Raw genomic sequence first — 19,552 nt, forward strand, 5'->3', positions numbered from 1 at the left:
TACCCCCTCTGGCTCCTATTGGTTTGCGCCGGCTGTGCCGCGCGCGTGGTTCCCCCCTCTGGCGGCGAGTCCGCCCTGGCGTCCGTGCGTTCGGAAGGACTGACGCCCGCTCGAGAGCAGGTGCCTCCGGCACCCGTCGAAGCGGTGCCAGGAGTTCCGGCGGCGGGAGCGACCGCGGAGGCCGCGGCCGTCGTGGCCCAGGCCTCCGACGAGAGCTGCGCGCTGTCGGCGGAGGACCTGGAGGACGAGGCGGCGGAAGCCGGCGAGGGTGAGGGCGACGACGGCGAGGGCGAGACGCCGACGGTGGGGGGCGAGGTGCCCACCGGGCCGGTGTATTCGGCGGAGATCTCCGATGAGGACCTGACGCGGCGCTGGAAGGAAGACATCGCGTCGCTCGGCTCGATGGCGGTGGGCTTCGCGCACAGCGGGCGGCTGGTGAACTCGGTGCAGTTCCCCCGGGGTGACGACTGGATTGTCGTCTCGCCGGAGATTGCGTGGGGCACGCAGGAGAGCATCGACTACCTGGTGACGGCCATTCGCGAGGTGCGCTCGAAGTACCCGGAGGCGCCGCCCATCCGCGTCAACGGCATCAGCAACAAGGAGGGTGGCTACAAGCGTCCTCACAAGAGCCACCAGAATGGCCGGGACGTGGACGTCGGCTTCTACTACCCGACGGTGGACCCCATCCGGGAGCGCGAGCGCGAGCGGTACATCAACGTGCCGCTCAACTGGGCGTTCATCCGGGCGGTCGTCACCAAGACGGACATCCAGCTCATCCTCGTGGACAAGCGCGTGCAGAAGGTCCTGTACGAGCATGCGCTGGCGGTGGGTGAGGACAAGGCGTGGTTGGACTCGTTGTTCAGCCCGGTGGGCATCATCCGGCACGCGCGTCGGCATCGGGACCACTTCCACCTGCGGTTCCACAACCCGAGGGCGCAGGAGCTGGGGCGCCGCGTGCAGCCGCTGCTGTCGTTGCAGCCCGAGCACAACGTGATGCTGCACCGCGTGCGCTCTGGCGACACGCTGGGGGGCATCGCGCTGAAGTACGGGTCGACGGTGTCGATGATTCGCAAGGCGAACCGCATGAAGAACAACTTCCTGCGTGCCGGCCAGCGGTTGTCGGTGCCGCTGAGGGGCCCGTGCACGAATTGCCCCGTGCCGCCGCCCTTCGTGCTGCCGCCCCGGCAACTGCCGCCCGAGACGCAGGCTCCCGTGGTGGCCGCCGCCACCAGCGCCGCGCCCGCCGTGGAGACGGCGCTGGCGACGAACTGCGCGAAGCCCACGCCGGTGGTCGAGGTCGTGAAGCCCGCGGGCGCCGCGCCTGTCGCCGAGGCGGTGAAGCCCACCGGTGCACCCGTCGCAGAGGCAGTGAAGCCGGCTGTTGCCCCTGTCGTCGAGGCGGTGATGCCTGTTGCCGCGCCTGTCGCCGAGGCGGTGACGCCTGCTGTTGCGCCTGTCGCCGAGGCAGTGACGCCTGCTGTTGCGCCTGTTGCCGAGGCAGTGACGCCTGCTGTTGCGCCTGTTGCCGAGACGGTGAAGCCCGCCGCCGCTCCCGTGGCTGAAGCTCGCAAGCCTGCGATCGACCCGGTGGTGCACACCACGGTTCCTGTCGCCGCGTCGGCGCAGTCCGCGAGCATGCCCGTGTCAGAGTCGGCGCCGTCCGCCGCGGCCACGGTGAAGCCCGCGTCCGTGGCCTCACCGCACGGTGCCTCGGAGGGTTCGTCCGCGGGCATCTCCCACGGACGCTGAGCGTCGGGCGCTTCGTCAGAAGCGCGTCTTCACGCCCAGCTCCGCACTCGGCAGGAACCTCACCTCGGAGAAGTCGTTTACGCGCAAGACGGCCAGGGGCAGTCGCGCTCCGAGGCTCATCGCCAGCTCCGGCATGAGGTACATGGAGACGGACGCCATGGGCGCGACAGCGGGCCCCACGGTCCACCCCGTCTTGCCGGACTGAGACTGCACGATGAGCTGCAAGCTCGCCTCGGCACCCCCGGCGAACTCCATGATGCGAGAGCGCTTCCGCCACGCGTAGCCCACGCCGAACCCGGTGATGAACTCGCGGTTCTCTTCCTGCGGGCCCTGGCCCATCTGGAGAGAGAGCGTCATTCCACTCACCTCGGCCCTGGCGGTCTCCAGCCGGAACGCCAGCAAGGCTCCACCCAGCTCGAGCGCCGAGTTGCGCACGCCCACGGAAAGGCTCACCTCACGGAGGCCAGAAGGGGCCAGCGGGCGAGGCATGGGCAGCGGCGGCAGCGGCAGGGCCTTCTCCAGCACCGGCTGCTCGGCGGCGAGCGTCACGGCTGGCTCCGGAGACGAAGCGGGCGCCACCACGGCCATCGCCGCCTCCTCCTCCAGGGCCCGACGCAGCGCGGCCGTCTCCCAGGGCCGAGGCTCCTCTGGCGGCACCTTCTTGTCCGACCGCGCCCCCGGAGTCTGCGTGGGTTTCGCCGACGCTCCCGACGATGACTCAGGCCAGTTCCACTCCTCGGGCGAGGCCGACATGGCGGTCCGGGACGCGGGCTCCTCGCCCCCCTTCGTGCCACCCACGCTGGACGCGGGTGCCACTGGCTGCAGGTCCTCCCACCGCACCTTCCGAACCTGTCCCGCCGCCGTCCGCAAGGTGCCCTGGTGCTGCTTGCCCGCGCGCCACGCCCGCAGCTCGTAGTCCCCGGGAGGCACCGCGAGCCGAGGCACCGCGCCTGGCCCCAACTCCGCGAGCACCTGTCCCCGGCCGGGCCGCAGCAGCAACGCGCGCTCGAAGTCGTTGGGCAGCTCCAGCGCCGTGCCCGGGCTGGGAAGCTGCGTGAGGATGAGCTCGCCCTTGCCCGTCAGCCGGTAGTCATACGCGGGATGCTGCGCGCCCGTCAGCACGTCCGCCGTGGCGGAGACGGTATGCGCATACGCGTACTGATACGCCTCCGCCAGCGTCACCAGTCCATCGCCCGAGGCATCCGCCGCCCCGCGCAATCCAGACACCAGATGGTGCGTGAAGAGCGAGCCGCCCACCTCGCGAGACTCCAGCGCCAGCTCGTCCTCCGCGCTGGAGGTGAGCAGCGCATGGCCGGTGCTGTGCACTTCGTCCGTCAAGCGCAGCTCGAACGAGGGGCCCGGACGTCCTCCCTTGAAGCGCAACAGCGCGCCGCTGCGGCAACTGTCGACGATGGCGAGCCGCACATCCGCCTGCGTCGCGTCCAGCCACCGCCTCAGGTCCGCGTACAGCAGACGCTCCGTGCCCAGCTCCAGGGCCACGCCATCCGAGTGCCCGGAGAAATAGAAGAGCAACACCACCCGCGTGTCCGGCAGGACGCGCAGCGAGTCCACCTTCTTCGCCGCGGCGTCCAGCGCGGCGCGCACCGTGGTCAGGTCCTGGCCCTGCAGGACGATGAGGTCCGAATCGGGCACGTCCCCCAGCTCGGAGAGCACTCCGGCGAGCTTGACGGCGTCGGCCTCGGCGTACCGCAGAGGAGGTCGCTCACCGCTGCCAACGTTGTGACCCACCAGCACCGCGATTCGCCGGGTCCCCGCCTCGGCGGACGAAGTGGCGCAGACAAGGAGGGCGAGGAGGAGGCAGCGGATGGAGGTCATCACGGCTGGGTCTTCTCGAAGAGGAAGGAGGCCTGCGCCCCCGCGGGAACCGGCAACCGCGCGCGGTCCCGGATGACGTCGGCCCCCCCGGCTGACAGCTCACGCAGGGCGGGAGCCACGGACTCGAACGACAAGGGCTTGCGAGAGAACAGGGCAAACACTCGCTCGGGGCCCGGTGCGTTGTCGAGCACCACGCTCCCCGGAATCTCCAGCGGCAACCCGCGCGAGGGCAAGAGGCCGCTCTCGGTGCCGCCAAAGGGAAAGTAGGTGCTTACCTGTCCTGCCCCATCCACCGACACCACGAGCACGTAGGGCAGTCCCAGGCCCTCGACGACGAAGCGCACCTGGTCGCCAGGAGCCAGCGCCTCGCCTTCCTCCACCTTCCAGGTGCGCTCGCCCCGGTGCGCGAAGAGCTGCAGCGCCGCGCCTCCCTTGAGCGCGTACTGGGGCTCCTCGGGCGGCCTGGGCACGGCGACGAGCACGAGCAGCAGCACCACGGCCGAGGACAGGGCGAGGGCGGGGGCCCACCACCGCCAGCGAGGTCCCCAAGGGGAGACGCGTGTCGGGAGCCGGTCGGCGCGGGGAAGTACGTACGCCGTGAAGTGCCGGCGGTGCGACGCCAGCTCCTCCGCGCGGGTGCGACAGGTGAGACAGGCGTCCAGGTGGGACTGGGTGGCATCGCGCTCCTGGGGGGAGAGCGCATCCATCGCGAGGGCGTCCAGCTTGAGGCTGGAGACATGGGAGGGGGCGGCGTTCATCATGAGGGGGGCCTCCCGGCGAGCGCGTGCGCGTGCCGGTGGAAGTCTGCGAGCCGGTTGACGACGGTGCGACGGGAGATGCCGAGCACCTGGGCCACCTCGTCCTGGGTCATCCCATCGGCGAGGTGCAGCCAGGCGACCTCGGCCACCTTGGGGGGAGCGGTGGAGATGAGGCGGCGAGCGAGGTCCCGGCTCTCCAACAGGCGCTCGGCGTCGACGCCCGGGGTGTCGGGCAGGTCCCCGACGGGCACGGCGCGGCGGCGCCTGTCGCGGGCCTGGTTGAGGCAGTAGTTGGTGGCCACGCGGTATATCCATGCGAGGGCATGGTGGGCGTCGGGGGCGCGGTCCAACTGGCGATGCAGGCGAAGGAAGGTCTCCTGGGCCGCGTCCGCCGCCGCGGCGTCGTCGCCCAGAATCTGCCGGCAGCGGGCATACAGGGCGGGCCCATAGGTGCGGTACAGCGAGTGGAGGCGGTCTTCGGACATGGTGGTTTCTGAATTTCCGGCCTCCCTACCAACACCCGGGTTGTCCGGATTGCGCAACAGGCGCTGCGGACCCGAGCGGGTGTGGTAGCACGGGGCCGCCCATGGCCCTTCCCCCCCGCCGTGGCCCCTCGCTGGCCCACAAGGCCCGCCAGCGCACTCCGGGTCACCACTACAACGCGAGCTTCCTGTCCGCCGTGGACCGGACGGACATCCTGAGCTGGCTCGGGGCCCTCCACCCGCTCTGGGAGGAGCGCTACTCCAAGCACTTCCCACCTCCGCCGGGGCAGCAGCAGCGGCGCCTGTTGCGACCGGTGTACTGGCTGGGCAACTGGCAGTTCGCGTGCCTGGACTACTACCGCCCTCCGAAGGGCCTCTTGAACCGGTGCGTGAAGGCGGAGCCCTTCCCGGCGGTGCTCCAGCGGCAGGTGGACAAAGTCGAGGAGCTGGCGCGGCGCATGTTCCGGGGCCCGGACATGCCCAAGGGCTGGCACCTCAACACCTGTCTGGTGAACTTCTACGGCAGCCGGCTGGAAGAGGACCGCTGGGTGGACACGGCGCGAGTGGGTGAGCACAAGGACTTCGAGCCGGGGCCGGTGGCCTCGCTGTCCTTCGGCGAGCGGGCGCTCATCCAGTTCGTCACGTCCTCACGGCCCGGCGAGCGCGACGCGGTGGTGCTGGAGCAGTGGCTGGATGACGGCTCGCTGGAGTTGTTCGGCGGGACGCGGTGGAAGGAGGAGACGTTCCACCGGGTGCAGCGCGTGGACACGCGCGACGGGCATGACCTGGCGCCGAAGCTGCCGGACTTCCGCACGCGGCGCATCAATCTGACGTTCCGCTACGTGCCGGACGTGCATGTGATTCCCTTCGCGAAGCTGTCCGACGAGGCGCGCGAGGACGTGCGCGGCTACATGGAGCAGCTCGCGAAGGGCAGCGCCTTCTTCCGTGCGGAGCTGGCCCGGGAGCGCCCCGCGTCACCCTGAGGGCGCGAGTCGTCCCGGGACCTCGTGGCCCCGGTCAGCGCTGCTTGCGATGCGTCCGGGCGAGTCGTCCCGGGCGCTCTGGTCCGCGGTCAGCGCTGCTTGCGATGCGTCCGCGCGTGGCGTCCCGCGGGCTGTCGCTGCTCGCGCTGGGGCGGCGCCTCCGAGTCCTGCTGAGGCGGGCCCGGGTCCTTCTGCGAGGCGACGAACTGGTTCCACGCCTCCCGGAACACAGGGGAGTCGCGAGGCACCTCCACGCGGGGAATCTGCCCGCGCATGATGCGCTCGATTTGCGCGACGACGGCCTTGTCCTTGGACGTGGCGAAGGTGGAGGCCACGCCGCTGGCCTGCGCGCGCGCGGTGCGGCCGATGCGGTGTACGTAGTCCTCGGGGGAGTGGGGCAGGTCGTAGTTGATGACCTGTCCCACGTCCTCCACGTCCAGGCCGCGCGCGGCGATGTCGGTGGCGACGAGGCAGCGGTACGTCCCCTTGCGGAAGCCCTCCATCGCCTGGCGACGCTGGTTCTGCGTCCGGTCCGCGTGCAGCACCGCGCTCTTGTGGCCCGCGCGCTGGAGGGTGCGCAGCACCTTGTCCGCCCGCTCCTTCGTCTTGGTGAAGACGAGCGCGGTGGCCTCGTCCTCCGCCAGCAGCGTCAGCAGCAGCGCGGACTTCTCCTCCGGCTTGACGACGTAGAGCCGCTGCTCGGCGCGCTCGGCGGGAGTGCCGCTGCGAGTCACCTCCACGCGCACCGGCCGGTACAGCATCTCGCGAGCGAAGCGAGTGACGTCCGGCCCCAGCGTCGCGGAGAACAGCAGCGTCTGCCGACGGCGGGGCAGCGCCTCGAAGATGCGCTCGAGCTGCGGGAGGAAGCCCATGTCGAGCATCCGGTCCGCCTCGTCGAGGACGAGGGCCTCCAGCTTGCCGAAGTCCACCATCCCGTTCTCCAGCAGGTCCACCAGCCGGCCGGGCGTGGCGAGCACGAAGGTGGGCTGGGCCTTGAGCGCCTCCACCTGGGCGCCCATGTCCTCGCCGCCGATGACCACGGCGTGCGTCAGGCCACGGGCCTCGGCGAAGACCTGCACGGGCTCGGAGATCTGCTGGATGAGCTCACGGGTGGGCGCGAGCACCAGGCCGAGCGTGCCCTTCTTGCTGTGGAAGCGCTCCACGAGGGGCAGCACATAGGCGGCCGTCTTGCCGGTGCCGGTGGCCGCGCAGCCGATGATGTCCTTGCCCGAGAGGGCCGGGGGAATCGCCTGGGATTGGATGGGAGTGGGCTGTGTGAAGCGCACCCGGCGCAGGGCGCCGAGGGTGGCTTTGGACAGTCCGAGCCGGTCGAAGGATTCACTCACGGCTTCGGGGTATCACGGCGCGAGGCCCCGTGGGAAAGAGCCTAGGCCGACACGGTCAATCTACTAGGTGGCCCGCAGCTTCTGGGCCCAGGGCTCCAGGGCCCGGAGGATGCCCTTCACCCGCTCGGGAGACTTGCCGGAGTCGCGCAGCCGCCTGGCGACGGCGTCGAGGTGGGGGACGGCGCGCTCGGTGAGCGCCACCAGCGCGGCGGCCACGTCACAGGTGTCCACCGGGTCGTCCATGCAGATGACCCGGTCGCCCATGACGATGCGCCAGAAGTCCTCGCAGTAGCCGCGACGCCGCTGGTCCGGGATGAGGAAGAACGGGTGGAACGTCCGCTCCAGCCGCTCGACGGCCTGGTGGATGGGCATGTCCCTGTCGAGGCTGTCTCCGATGATGTTCACCACCTGGGACCTGGACACGTTCTCCAGGGCGGGCTCGTCGCCCGTCATGAAGAAGTAGCCCTTCTTCTTGCGCTTCTCGAAGCAGTCCATCGAGGTGTGCTCGGCGGCGAAGTACATGCCCAGCTCGTACGACTCGCCGGGGTTCGAGCCACCGCCGCGCTCCAGGAACATCCAGGTGAGCCACTGGTCCAGTTGGTTCTCGGAGGACTCGAACTGTCCGACCTGGAGCGGGGCGCGGTCGAAGAACGCGTCACCCACGGCCATGAAGAGCACCTGCGGGTCGGGGATGCCGGCCTCCATGAGGTCCTTCATGAAGGAGGGGAACGTCTGGCGCGCGAGGATTTCGGGGATGTTGCCCATGGAGCCCGTCACGTCGAGCGCCATGACGACGGCGAGCGAGTTCGGATGCGCCTCGCTGTCGCGGCTCTCGCGGAACTTCACCCCCAGGGGGTCCATCTGGGGATGGCAGGCGCGCTGCTTGAAGACTTCCTGAGGCGGAAGCTCGCTGCGAGCCCGCGTCATCGCCTCATGTGCCTTGTGGCTGTAACTCCCGTAACCCATGGTTGCTCGACCCCCTCGGTGGAGACTCCGCGAAGGTGTCTCGCGGCGCCCCGAAGCTAGCCCGGACGGCGCGCCCTCGTCAGCCCCTGGGGCGCTTGTCCCGGGCCCTGGGGCCGTGGGACGTCACCGAGACGCGCACCCCCAGGTTCGCCTCCACCCAGGTGACGAAGCGCTGTGTCCGTGTGTCGGAGGTGTCTCCGAGTGACAACGTCGTCCGCTCGGGAGCACAGCGGGCGAGCGCCCTGGCGAGGCGTGCCTGCCAGGCGAGGTCCTGGGCCGCGCCGGGACGCAGCGCGGTGACGCGTCCGGCCTCGTCGCGCAGCACGAGCGCCTCGTCCTCTGGGGTGCCCGGAGGAGCGTGGTACGCGGAGCACACGGACCAGTGCGGGGTGAGCCTGTCCACATGCGTCACGGCGAGCGAGTCCACGCCGCCGCAGACCTGGAGCGCATAGCGTCCGAGGACCGCATCGAACGCGCCCACACGGAAGCCGCCCTGCCAGCCTTCGGCGGTGTTGTGAGGTTCGGGCACGGCGGGCGCGAGCGACGGCTCCTCGGTGGGGAAGGGGCCCTCGCCGTGGCGCGTGGCGTAGGCGCGGAGCACGCCGAGGCGATGCACATCTCCGTCGAAGCCCTGCTCGCGCAGCAGCGTCAGGGCCGGCTCGAAGGTGCAGGTGCTCCAGGTGGTGTGGGGGTGGAAGCCGCGCCACTCATCCAGGAGGACGCCCTGAGCGCCCTCGAAGACAGTGTGGCCCTCACGCAGTCGTGCACCGAGCCAGTCGTCGCCCACCACGCGCTGCTCGGGATGGATGACGCGCACGGCCTCCACCCAGCGCGACGGGATATCGGAGTCCTCCAGCAACGCCAGTTCCTGCATGGCGTCGGGATGGCCCAGTGCGGAATGCCGCCAGTCGGCAACCTCCGCGCGGAGTCGCTCCTGCGCGGCGCGAGCCTTTCTCAACAGGACCGCCGGCTGACACATGTCTCCAGCGAGGACGGTGGCCTCTGGATGCGCGAGCGCATCGCGCACCGTCTCGCCCACGCCCACGCCGCAGGTGCCATGTCGATTCGCGCCCCGGCTCAGCTCGCGCAGCCGGCCAACCGCTTGGTGGAACGGGGTGATGACCCGGGCCCGCTCGCTCACCGTCACACGCGACAGGCCGTCTGGCACGCCGCTATCAGCGAGGTACTGGGCTTCCACGTGAAGGGCCAGCGGATGGAAGACGGTGGAGTGCGCCAGGTGCGTGGCGACGCCAGGGACGAAGGTGCCCGCGCCGAGCTGCGAGAAGGTGTGGTGTCGGCCCTCATCGGTGACGACGTTGTGGCCCGCCTGGGCGCCTCCGTTGAAGCGCACGACGAGGCGCGCGTCGTGCCGTCGCACCAGCCAGTCCGTGAGCGTGCCCTTGCCCGCGTCGCCGAAGCCGAGGTCGACGACGACGTGGGCCGCGCGGGGCGCCTTCATCGCTCGTCGAGAGGGCTTCGCCGGGGGCCGGGGATGCGCCGATGGCCGGAGTTGTAGTCATTCGTCGGCAACTGCTCATCCTCCAGCCGGGGCTGCGGCGTGCCGTCTCTCCCCAGCGTCGCCGCGAAGGACGTGAGTGCGCGGATGACGGCGCCGCGTCGGGCGCGCTCCAGCCCCCCCTTCTCCAGATGGCGGGCCAGCGCATCCAGGTCGGAGATGGCGCCCTCGCACAGGCCCACGAGGCTGGACGCGACATCCACCGTGTCGCTGGGGTCCTCCATGCAGATGACGCGGTCCCCGAGCAGCTCGCGCCAGTCGCGCTCGCAGTTGCGGCGTCGGGCCATGTCGGGGATGAGGAAGAACGGCTCGAAGCCGACCTGGAGCTCCTCCACCACCTGTCGCACGGGCAGGTCCTCGTCCAGCGTGTCGCCGATGAGGGACGCCACCTGCTTGCGGGAGACGTACCCATAGGGGCGCTCGTCGCCCGTCATGAAGAAGTAGCCCCGGTGCTTGCGCTTGCGCCAGCAGTCCAGGTCCGTGTGGCGCGCGGCGAAGTACATGCCCAGCTCGTAGGACTCGGTGCCGGGCGTGCCGCCACCGCCTTCCAGGTAGCTGGAAGTCAGCCACTGGTCCATCTGCCGCTCGGAGGACTCGAACTGGCCCACCTGGAGCGGAGCGTGGTCGCTGTTCGCGTCGCCCACCGCCATGAAGAGGACCTGCGGGTCGGGGATGCCCACGTCCATCAGCGACTTCATGAAGTCGGGCAGCCGGCGACGGGCGAGCAGCTCCGGGATGGAGCCCATGGAGCCCGTGACGTCGAGGGCGAAGACGATGCCCAGCGACTTGGAATGCGCTTCGCTGTCGCGACTCTCCCGCCACTTCACGCCGTGCGGGTCCATCAGTGGATGACAGCGCTCCTGCTTGAAGACGCGCTGGAGGGGGACTTCCTCACGCGCCCGGGTGAAGGCCGCGTGTGCCGCGTGGCTGTAGCTCCCGTAACCCATGGCTCGACTCTCCTTCCACGCGCGGACAGGCCGCGCTCAACGCCACCCAGGCAGGGTGAAGGGAACGTAACTCGGCGGACCGAAGGCCTCTTGCGCGGCGGTGGACACCAGCTCCTTCACGCTCCACGCATCGACTTCCAGGCCGCTCCCCCCCGAACTCGTGTGCTGTGCGCGCAGCAGCTCCGCCAGGGGCGCCGGCACGTGCGACGGCACCGAGCCCGTCGCCGGGTCTCCACCGAGCACCCAGGCGATGGAGCGCGCGCACATCGCCACGTCCGATGCCGGAGTGGGCACGCCTCCTCCGTCCCACATCGCATCGAAATAGAAGTCCCGATGCGACGCGCTGGTGGCGACAAGGGGCATGAGATTTCGAATCTTCCCGGCGCTGGACCAGCCGATCAGCATCAACCCGTGGTCCCGAGGGTGGACGAGCAAGTGGGGCGGCAGCACCGCGCCGTGGACGTAGCCCGCGCGATGCACGAAGCCCAACAGCTCCAGCGCGCGCTTCCACATCCACACCGCGGCGCGCGGGTCGACACCGTCGGGGTACACCTCGCGCACGTCGGCGAGGGTGTGCTGGAAGCCGCTCGTCCAGCGGTACACCAGCGCAGCGCGGGCGACGCCCTCCGGGTCCTTCGCGGTGCCCCGCGCCACGGGCTGGGGGAGCAGGCGGGTGAAGTACTCGGCGCCCTGGGCCTTGGTGCGCTGCAGGTCCTCCAGCACCTCGTACTCGTGGGCGAGCAAGTCCTTGTCGACGAGGGCACGGGCCACCTTGAGCACCACCAGCTCGGTGATGCGCGAGTCGCGGCGCGCGAGGAACACGTCACTGCCGTCACCCCGGCCCAGACGGCCGAGCAGCACGTAGCGCGTGTTCGCCACGGTGACGCGAGGCCGGTCCGGAGCGAACGGCGGGTCGTCGGCGGGGCGAGCGGGCTTGGGCCAGATGGCCGCGCCCTTCGCGGATACCATGGCGCCGCAGTAGTCACACGTGAGGATGCCATTCGGCGAGGACGGGGGCGGGAGCTTCGCGCCGCAGCCAGGACACTTCAAAAGCTGTAGTTCCATCACCCCTCACTCAGTGCCGGACGAGCATACCTCGGCCTCCTGGAACCTGAATGTCCCCATTGGCTCCTCCGCTTCCCGTGGTGCTCGACACCAACGTCGTCCTGGACCTGTACGTCTTCGAGGACCCCGCGCTGCGTGTGCTCCAGACTGCTCTGGGGGCGGGCACACTGGTGGCCTGGGCGGAGGATGCGACGCTGGCGGAGCTGGGCTTCGTGCTGGCATCGCGCCACTTCCTGCCGGGGAGGAACATGGAGGGCCGGAGCACGGCCCTCGAACGCTATCGGGCGAGCGTGAAGGTGCTCCCGCCGGATGCGTCCGGGGCCGCGCTGGAGCTGCCTCGGTGCAAGGACCGGGACGACCAGAAGTTCCTCCTCCTGGCCGCCCGGGCCGGGGCCGCGTGGCTGGTGAGCAAGGACAAACGCGTGTTGTCGATGGCGGACCGGCGGGAGCTGCCCTTCGTCATCCTCACCCCCCGCCAGGCCGTGGCGCGACTGGAGGCTCAGGCGCTGGTGACGGGCCGGTAGCGCAGCACGCGCACCGACTCGAGCCCGACGATGAAGGTGGTGATGGAGGTCAACTTCGCCTTGCCCCCGGCCTCGCTCCAGTCGAGCACGTGCACGTAGACGGGCTCTCCGCCGTCCTCCGCGTCCTTGTTTCCGAAGACGAGCACCGTGTCGGCCTTCTCGCCCGAGTAGGTGACGAGCGTCTGGCGGAAGTTGATCCACGACTCGCGGGCGCCGTTCTCCTCGCTGAGCCCGCGCAGGAACGCGGTGGGCTGGGCGAGCGTTCCCTGGACGAACTCGCCGCCGGTGAGCTGGTGCTTGAGCTGCTGGCTCCGGGTGCTCAATGAGGTCTCCCGGTCATCCATGCAGCCCATGCACTGGTCAGCGCAGTCGCAGATCTCCTCGGACTCGGTGAGCGTCCTGCCCTTGCGGTCCGCCTCGCATTGATTGATGCAGGAGGAGAGCGCGCGGGCCTCCGCCTTGCGGGTGCTGGCGATCTTCGCGCGCATCTGGGCCTGGGTGGCGTCGGCCTCGAAGAAGGACGCGTCCGCCAGGTGCAGCAGGCCCGCGACGCGCATGAGCCCCGGGTCCTCCATGGAGGACAGCGCCGAACTGGCGGCGGCCTTCTGCGGGCGAAGCAGCGCGGACCTCACCCGAGCCCATTTCGCGCGGGCCTCGGACTTGTCGCCGTCCCGGTTCAGGTTGGCTCGGTCGAACAGCTCCGCCACCGCCTTCGCGCGGGCCAGCTCCGCCTTGTAGGAGTCCTTCGCCGGCACCAGGGCCAGCCACTTCGTGGGGGTGCGCTCCGTCTGGTACAGGGCCGTTTGCTGCTTGTCGTTGTTCTTCTGGATGAGGAGGTCCTCGGTCTTGTAGCGAGGTGCCCACTCCAGCTTCGCTTGCGTGTCGTTGCGCGCGGCGGCCATCTTCCGCTCGTACGCGTAGGAGCGCACCTGCTCGAAGGCGGCCGTCTCCAGCTCCGCCTTGTAGGGGTCCTCGCCCTCCACGTACACGCGCAGGTCGCTCAGGCAGGTGTCGTCGTATGACGTGCCGGGATAGGTGGACACGAGGGTGAGCCGTACGCCCTGGACCTTGCCGGGCACGGGCAGCGGGACTTCCTGCCAGCCGAGCACGTCCTTCAGCTCCACCTCCACCGCGGTGCCCGTCGTCCGCGGCCCCGTCTCTCCCTGGACGAGCGGCTCCAGCTTCACGGCCTTGGGCCGGGCGTTGGCCCGGTAGAGCTTGTCCGTCTTCTGGTAGCCGTTGCGCAGGAAGACGCGGAAGGACTTCGCGCGCGTCAGCTCCGGGCCCCACCACTCAATCGCCTCGCCCACGCCGGTTCCCTTGGCGCCCTCCACCCAGGCGGTGGCCGGGTCATCGTCGGCGACATAGAGGGGGAGATAGTTCTGGGCGTGCTTGTTCCAGCCGTTCTCCAGGAAGGAGGACGCCGTCACGCGGCGGGGATGCAGGCGGTGGGCGGTGCCCGCGTCGGGCTCCAGGAGGATGGGCGGCGCGGCGGCGAGGATGAGCGACAGGAGAATCATGGCTTGCGCTCCAGGGATTCGCGGGGTGACGGAAGGGGCGCGGCCCACAGCACCAGCCGTGAGAGGCCCGGGGGATAGAGCCCCGAGTCTTCCTGCTCTCGGGACACCAGGTGGTAGACGACGCGGGCATAGCGCGCGCCAGCGGGCAGTCGGACGCGGCGAGGCGAGCCCGGAAGCAGCCGCGTGTCCTCGACGGCGCCCAGGTGAGGCAGTGTCTCGGGAGGCCAGGGGCGCGTTTCCAGGCGGCGGCCCAGCGTGGCCACGGTGCGCGAGGACTCGAAGAGGGGATGGTCGGAGACCTCCACGCTGACCCAGCGCATGACGTCACCGGAGGGGAAGGCGTGGCCCACGTCGCGCGTGGAGAGCAGGAGCGCGCCGTCCACGGCCTCCACGACGAGCGCGGCCTTGAGAGACTCGGTGCGACGGGTGCCTCCCAGTCCATGGTCGCCGCGCGGCATGTGACAGCTCGCGCAGTGGCGCGTGTCGCCCGTCTGCTTCTGCCACCGGCTCCATTCGCCCACGGTGTCCTGTTGCGATTGGGTATCGGAAAGCCGGACGCGCTGGCCGTCGCCCTGGAGCACCGGGAAGCCGAACTGGTGGCAGCCCGCGCAGGGCATCGCGGGAGTGGCCTTCGCGTCGCCGAGGGGCGCGTGGCAGCCCGCGCAGGTGACGCCGTGTTCCTCGGGCGGACTGTCGGAGGGGAGCGCGCCTCGCTCCAGGTTGCGTGCGAGGGGGGCGTGACATTGGACGCACCAGGCCGGGCGGTCCTCGGTGATGGCGACCTGGAAGACATCGTCCGTGCGCGCGGTGGCGTGGCCGCTGCGCTTCCAGGCGTCGACCTGGGGCGCGTGGCACTCCGCGCAGCGCTGGACGCTCCAGTCGGGGAGCCCATGCGGTGCGGGGCCGACCTCCATCCGCGCGGTGCCCTGGGGGAAGCGGGGGCCGGGCGCGGAGGCCAGCAGTGCGCAGGTGAGGAGGAGGGCGTGCACGGTGAGGCGGGGAGTGTAGGCGTCCTCCGCGTGCGAGCGCGACTCCCACCCTGGGGCGTGGGCGCGGTAGAACCCGACCCATGCGGGCCTACGAGATTCGAGACGGATTCGGGTTGGACAAGCTGGTGCTGGGTGAGCGGCCGGACCCCACGCCGGGCCCGTTCCAGGTGCGGGTGAGGGTGAAGGCGACGAGCCTCAACTACCGCGACCTGATGATGGTGGAGGGGCGCTACAACCCGAGGCAGAAGCTGCCGCTGATTCCCAACTCCGACGGCGCGGGTGTGGTGGACGCGGTGGGGCAGGGTGTCACGCGCGTGAAGCCGGGGGACCGGGTCGTGGGCCTCTTCTCGCAGGCGTGGCCCTCGGGAGAGCCGACGCGCACGGCGCAGCAGAACACGCTGGGAGGCCCGCTGGATGGAGCGCTGGCCGACACGATGGTGTTGCACGAGGACGGCGTGGTGCCGACGCCCGCGTATCTGTCGGATGAGGAGGCGGCCACGCTGCCGTGCGCGGCGCTCACGGCCTGGAGCGCGCTGGTGACCTACGGCGCGTTTAAGGCAGGGGACGTGGTGCTGCTCCAGGGGACGGGTGGGGTCTCCATCTTCGCGTTGCAGATCGCGAAGTTGATGGGCGCGCGCGTCATCATCACCTCCAGTCGCGACGACAAGCTGGAGCGGGCGCGGGCGATGGGTGCGCACGACGTCATCAACTACGTGAAGGCACCGGACTGGGACAAGGCGGCGCGGGCGCTCACGGGGAACGTGGGCGTGGACCACGTGGTGGAGGTGGGCGGAGCGGGGACGTTCGAGAAGTCACTGCGCGCGGTGCGGCCCGGAGGCACGGTGTCCGTCATCGGCGTGCTGAGCGGCGTCGCGGGCGCGGTGCCGCTGACGTCCATCCTGATGCAGAACCTGCGGGTGCAGGGAATCCTGGTGGGGCATCGCCAGGGCTTCGAGGCGCTGCTGCGCGCCTTCTCGCAGCACACGGTGCGGCCCGTGGTGGACCGCGTCTTCGCCTTCGACGAGGCGGTGGCGGCGTTCCATCACCTCAAGAGCGGCGCGCACTTCGGGAAGGTCGTCGTTCGCGTGGGGTGAGCCGGGGCCCGCCGTCGGTGTCCGCGAGGGCCCGGTGAGATGGATTGCTCACCGGGCCTGGGTGCCGACGGGCGCTCAGGAGCCCGTTTCGGTCGGGCCCGAGTCCGAGGGGTTGTTGGAGCGGGCGACGTAGCTCACCTGGGGACCCCCGCGAGGCCCACGGGGGCTGCCTCCCCGAGACTGAGGGGCGCGCTGCTGACGGGGGCCGTTCTGCCGAGGCTCGCGCGGCGTGTTGCCACCGGGGCTGGCGTCAGGCGCGTTGTTTTCGGAGCGGGTCTCCACGAGGGGCTGGGAGCCCCTGCGGTTGCCACCGCGCTTCTCGTTGCCCGGGAAGGGACTTTCGCCACCAGCCCGGACCTCGTTGCCATGACGCCCGTTTGGCGCGGAGGGCTGCTCATACGGAGGACGAGGAGCGCCGTTGCGCGAGTCACCCTGCGAGGAGCGAGGGCCGTTGCGTGAGTCACCCTGGGCGCCGCGAGGTCCTCCATTGCGCGGATTGCCTCGGCGCTGCTCTCCCGCGACAGGGCGCGAGGAGTCCTCACCGGACGGTTCACGCGATGCGCCGCGAGCCGTCTTGTTGTGCTGCGGACCCGAGGTCGACGGAGCGGCGTCGGCGGGATAGCCGCTTGGAGCGCCGTTGCGTGAATCGTCCGAGAAGCGCGGGCTGCCATTGCGCTGCTCGCCACCCCGGGTGCGTGGATTGCCGTTGCGCGATTCATCCGAAGCGCGCGGGCCGTTGCCGCGTGACTCCTCCGCGAGGTGCGAACCACCGTTGCGCTGCTCACCGCCAGTCGCACGCGGACCGCCATGACGCGAATCATCCGAGATGCGAGGACGGCTGTTGCGAGACGCGTCCCCGTTGCGCTGACCGCCACGGGTGCTCTGCTCGTCCTCCTGGGCACGCGGGCTGCCATTGCGCGAATCATCCGCGGCACGTGGGTATCCGCCGCGAGAGTCTTCCGTGGCACGACCCGTCACGCCGTTACGAGGCTCGCCCTGCGCGGCCCGGGGGCTCCCATTGGGCGAATCACCCGAGGCACGCTGCTCGACTGGGGGCGAGCGAGGTCCACCACGCTGCTCGACCTGTGGCGAACGAGGACCTCCACGCTGCTCGACTGGGGGCGAGCGAGGTCCACCGCGCTGCTCGACCGGGGGCGAACGAGGACCCCCACGCTGCTCGACCTGCGGCGAGCGAGGACCCCCACGCTGCTCGACTGGGAGCGAGCGAGGTCCACCACGCTGCTCGACCGGGGGCGAGCGAGGTCCACCACGCTGCTCGACCTGCGGCGCACGAGGACTTCCACGCTGCTCGACCTGCGGCGCACGAGGACCTCCACGCTGCTCGACCTGAGGCGAACGCGGTCCACCACGTTGCTCGACCTGGGTCGAACGCGGGCTTCCGTTGCGCTGCTCAGCCGGACCCGTGCGAGGTCCACCCGCCTGAGCTCCTCCCTGAGGCGGGCGAGCGGCACCCGCACCACCACCACTCCGCGGCGCGGAGGCCGGTGCACCAGGGCGGCTGTTGCCGGAGCGCGGCGGAGAACGACCCGGTCCGCGACGTCCCCCTCGCTGCGGTGGCGACGCTGGAGGCCTGCTCCGCTCGCCACCTCCCTGGCGAAGCACCAGGGCCTCCAGTTCGCGCAACTCGGCCTCTTCGGCCTCCTCGGGCGTCATGGGAGCCTTGGGTGGCTCGGGCAGCACTTCCACCGGTTCCGGCTGGAAGTCGCGACGTCGGTTGCCGCCCTCCATGCGCGCGTCCGGACGTCCGGCACCCGCGCGACGCTTCGAGTCGCGGAAGGTCCCGGACGGGACGAAGTCCGGCGTCAGCTCCCGCTTGTTGTACGCCGCCCAGATCTCCCCCGTGTCACCCGAGGCGCCGTGCAGCCAGGGCGCGATGCCCGCGAGGAACTCGCGCACGTTGTCCAGGTCGCGCCGGAAGTAGAACTCCGCGCGGTTGTTGCGCGCGGCGGCGATGGTCTGCGGAAAGTCGATGATGGTGGGCCCCGCGTAGCCCATCAGGATGTTGTAGGGAGACAGGTCTCCGTGGATGAGGTCGGCGCACAACATGCTGACCACCTGCGCCCGCAGGTCCACGTACAGCGCCTGCGCTTCGTCGGGCGTCGCCGGGGGCGCCTCCACCAGCCGGGGCGCGGGTTGGCCCTGTGCGTCGAGCACCAGCTCCATCAGCAGGATGCCCTCGTAGAACATCACCGGCGTCGGCACGCGCACGCCCTGGCCGTGCAACTTGTAGAGCGAGTCGGCCTCGGCGCTCTTCCATGCCTCCTCGGAGGCGGCTTGCCCGAAGCGGCTGCCCTTCTCCATGGCGCGACGCGTCCGGGAGTTGCGCACCTCGCGCCCTTCCCGATAGCCCACGTTGTTGCGGAAGTTCCGCTCGTGGCGCTGCTTGTACAACTTGGCTGCGACCACCTGCCCGGCGTGCTGGACCAGCCACACCTCCGCTTCCTTACCGGTCTTCAACTGGCCGATGACGGCCTCGATGATTCCGTCGGCGAGGAGGGTCTCTAGCGAGTCATTCATTCAGAGGCGGAAGTCCTTCTGGGGCTCGGGCGGGTGTCACGAGATTCAGCGCGGTGCGGCCCTGCTCGCAGCGCGCGGTGGCATGTGAACATCTGGCGGGGCCCTCTTGCTACCGCGATATCCCCGGTAGCAGTCAGGGGAGCCGACGCTCGGCCTGCTAACAGTTTGTCCGCCAGGGTTCCAGGGTATCAAGGGGACGGCGGAGCGGGTGAGTCAATCCTACCCCTGACCCAGAGGCCAAGGCCTTGAACTCGGGGCCCGCAAATGAGGCCGGGTGCTGGACGACCTCGCGGTGGAACAGCAGGCGGGCAGGCGACTGCAAGCCCCCTCGTCAGGCCACCTCCACGGAGCCAGGTGCGGGCCCTCTTCCGTCACCCGACAGCCCAGGCGTCAATCCGGGGGCTCGAAAGCACCTGCACGCAGGGGACTGCCGACCCGCACCGGGAGAGCGCTACGATGCGCGCCGCCCAGGAGGAGTCACCCATGGCGACGAAGAAACGCAAGTCCAGTGCTGCGAAGAAGTCATCCCGGCGCGCCTCCACCCCGAAGAAGGCCGCGACGAAGAAGGGCGCGGCACGGAAGGCGCCCGCGAAGAAGAGCGCGACTCGAAAGAGTGCCGCGAAGAAGGGCGCGGCTCGCAAGGCCCCCGTGAAGAAGAGCGCGGCTCGAAAGAGCGCCACGAAGAAGGCGGCGACGCGCAAGAGCGCCGCGAAGACGACATCCGCGCGTGCGAGCGTCGCGACGAAGCCCACGAAGAAGGCGACGACGCCTCGCTCTCCCCCGCGCGCGGTGTCCCGGAAGAAGCCCGAGGCGCCGCCGTCCGCGGAGGTCATCGCCGTCGCCTGGGATGAGCGCCCGGCCACGGGCTCGCCCTTCGTCGAGGAGGTGGAGACCTCGTCCGCGGGCATCCAGCCCCTGGCGCCCGCGCACGCGGCGGTGGATGAGCTGACCAGCTCCGGCAACGAGTTGCTCGACATCTTCCAGCGCTATGACCGCAACCGTACCGGCACCATCGAACGCGCGGAGTTCGCGCGGCTGCTGGAGGCGCTCGGTCAGAACGTCACCGACGAGGAGCTGGAGATCGCCGTCGACATCGTCGACACGGACCGCACGGGGAAGATCTCCTGGAGCAAGTTCAAGGCGTGGTGGACCAGCCGCTGATTCGGCCGCGGGGGCCAGGGGAAGGCCGGTCCGCGATGGTGACGACGTCGTGACCGGCCGGGTTCACCCAGGGGAGAC

General features: G+C 70.4%; 16 protein-coding genes. 5 read left to right on the forward strand and 11 right to left on the reverse strand.

Going from position 1 to position 19,552, the window contains the following annotated elements; all coding sequences use genetic code 11:
• Positions 1-84 precede the first annotated feature (84 nt).
• The gene (locus HUW62_RS04275; RefSeq protein ID WP_368670336.1) at positions 85-1,749 is read left to right on the forward strand and encodes a penicillin-insensitive murein endopeptidase; all 1,665 of its coding nucleotides are present in this window, start codon (positions 85-87) and stop codon (positions 1,747-1,749) included.
• Between the two features lie 15 nt (positions 1,750-1,764).
• Here HUW62_RS04275 and HUW62_RS04280 read toward each other — a convergent pair whose 3' ends face one another.
• Genes HUW62_RS04280 through HUW62_RS04290 form a run of 3 tightly spaced genes read right to left on the reverse strand, consistent with a single transcriptional unit; the run spans position 1,765 to position 4,828 of the window.
• Positions 1,765-3,585, reverse strand: a complete 1,821-nt coding sequence (locus HUW62_RS04280; protein ID WP_255203222.1) for a caspase domain-containing protein — start codon at positions 3,583-3,585, stop codon at positions 1,765-1,767.
• Entirely contained in the window at positions 3,585-4,346 is a 762-nt protein-coding gene (locus tag HUW62_RS04285; protein ID WP_176433628.1) for a DUF4384 domain-containing protein, read from the reverse strand. The genes HUW62_RS04280 and HUW62_RS04285 overlap by 1 nt, the downstream gene beginning before the upstream one ends.
• On the reverse strand, positions 4,343-4,828 hold the full coding sequence (locus HUW62_RS04290) for an RNA polymerase sigma factor (protein ID WP_163870256.1): 486 nt from the start codon (positions 4,826-4,828) through the stop codon (positions 4,343-4,345). Before HUW62_RS04290 ends, HUW62_RS04285 begins: the two co-directional genes overlap by 4 nt.
• A gap of 101 nt (positions 4,829-4,929) precedes the next feature.
• Between HUW62_RS04290 and HUW62_RS04295 the strand changes: the two genes are divergently transcribed.
• Positions 4,930-5,808, forward strand: coding sequence for an alpha-ketoglutarate-dependent dioxygenase AlkB (locus HUW62_RS04295; protein WP_163870257.1), 879 nt, complete (start codon positions 4,930-4,932; stop codon positions 5,806-5,808).
• Positions 5,809-5,897: 89 nt separating this feature from the next.
• Here the strand turns inward: HUW62_RS04295 and HUW62_RS04300 are convergent, their stop codons facing one another.
• The 5 genes from HUW62_RS04300 to HUW62_RS04320 form a co-directional block, all read right to left on the reverse strand.
• Positions 5,898-7,154: a DEAD/DEAH box helicase gene (locus HUW62_RS04300; RefSeq protein ID WP_163870258.1), complete on the reverse strand. Its 1,257-nt coding sequence runs from the start codon at positions 7,152-7,154 to the stop codon at positions 5,898-5,900.
• 63 nt (positions 7,155-7,217) lie between these two features.
• On the reverse strand, positions 7,218-8,120 hold the full coding sequence (locus HUW62_RS04305; protein ID WP_176433629.1) for a VWA domain-containing protein: 903 nt from the start codon (positions 8,118-8,120) through the stop codon (positions 7,218-7,220).
• A 79-nt stretch (positions 8,121-8,199) separates the two neighbouring features.
• Positions 8,200-9,579 (reverse strand): adenylosuccinate synthetase, encoded by a 1,380-nt coding sequence (locus HUW62_RS04310; RefSeq protein WP_176433630.1) that lies wholly within the window; start codon positions 9,577-9,579, stop codon positions 8,200-8,202.
• On the reverse strand, positions 9,576-10,583 hold the full coding sequence (locus tag HUW62_RS48470) for a VWA domain-containing protein (RefSeq protein WP_255203220.1): 1,008 nt from the start codon (positions 10,581-10,583) through the stop codon (positions 9,576-9,578). The genes HUW62_RS04310 and HUW62_RS48470 overlap by 4 nt, the downstream gene beginning before the upstream one ends.
• 36 nt (positions 10,584-10,619) lie before the next feature.
• A complete protein-coding gene (locus HUW62_RS04320) occupies positions 10,620-11,648 on the reverse strand; it encodes a hypothetical protein (RefSeq protein ID WP_176433631.1) in 1,029 nt (342 codons plus the stop codon).
• A gap of 50 nt (positions 11,649-11,698) precedes the next feature.
• Here HUW62_RS04320 and HUW62_RS04325 point away from each other — a divergent pair, with 50 nt between their 5' ends.
• Complete coding sequence (locus HUW62_RS04325) at positions 11,699-12,172, forward strand: putative toxin-antitoxin system toxin component, PIN family (RefSeq protein WP_163870262.1); 474 nt, start codon at positions 11,699-11,701, stop codon at positions 12,170-12,172.
• Here HUW62_RS04325 and HUW62_RS04330 read toward each other — a convergent pair.
• Both HUW62_RS04330 and HUW62_RS04335 read right to left on the reverse strand, forming a co-directional pair.
• Positions 12,148-13,692: a hypothetical protein gene (locus tag HUW62_RS04330; RefSeq protein ID WP_176433632.1), complete on the reverse strand. Its 1,545-nt coding sequence runs from the start codon at positions 13,690-13,692 to the stop codon at positions 12,148-12,150. The genes HUW62_RS04325 and HUW62_RS04330 overlap by 25 nt on opposite strands.
• The gene (locus HUW62_RS04335) at positions 13,689-14,681 is read right to left on the reverse strand and encodes a multiheme c-type cytochrome (protein WP_176433633.1); all 993 of its coding nucleotides are present in this window, start codon (positions 14,679-14,681) and stop codon (positions 13,689-13,691) included. The genes HUW62_RS04330 and HUW62_RS04335 overlap by 4 nt, the downstream gene beginning before the upstream one ends.
• A gap of 80 nt (positions 14,682-14,761) precedes the next feature.
• Between HUW62_RS04335 and HUW62_RS04340 the strand changes: the two genes are divergently transcribed.
• On the forward strand, positions 14,762-15,775 hold the full coding sequence (locus tag HUW62_RS04340; RefSeq protein WP_163870265.1) for an NAD(P)-dependent alcohol dehydrogenase: 1,014 nt from the start codon (positions 14,762-14,764) through the stop codon (positions 15,773-15,775).
• A 75-nt stretch (positions 15,776-15,850) separates the two neighbouring features.
• Here the strand turns inward: HUW62_RS04340 and HUW62_RS04345 are convergent, their stop codons facing one another.
• Positions 15,851-18,313: an RIO1 family regulatory kinase/ATPase gene (locus HUW62_RS04345; RefSeq protein ID WP_176433634.1), complete on the reverse strand. Its 2,463-nt coding sequence runs from the start codon at positions 18,311-18,313 to the stop codon at positions 15,851-15,853.
• Positions 18,314-18,796: 483 nt separating this feature from the next.
• On the opposite strand from HUW62_RS04345, the gene HUW62_RS49610 reads away from it, so the two are divergent.
• A complete protein-coding gene (locus tag HUW62_RS49610; RefSeq protein ID WP_163870267.1) occupies positions 18,797-19,474 on the forward strand; it encodes an EF-hand domain-containing protein in 678 nt (225 codons plus the stop codon).
• Positions 19,475-19,552 lie beyond the last annotated feature (78 nt).

Origin of the sequence: Myxococcus sp. AM011 (genome assembly GCF_013372595.1) — a bacterium.
In the GTDB taxonomy this organism is placed as follows: Bacteria; Myxococcota; Myxococcia; order Myxococcales; family Myxococcaceae; genus Myxococcus; species Myxococcus eversor.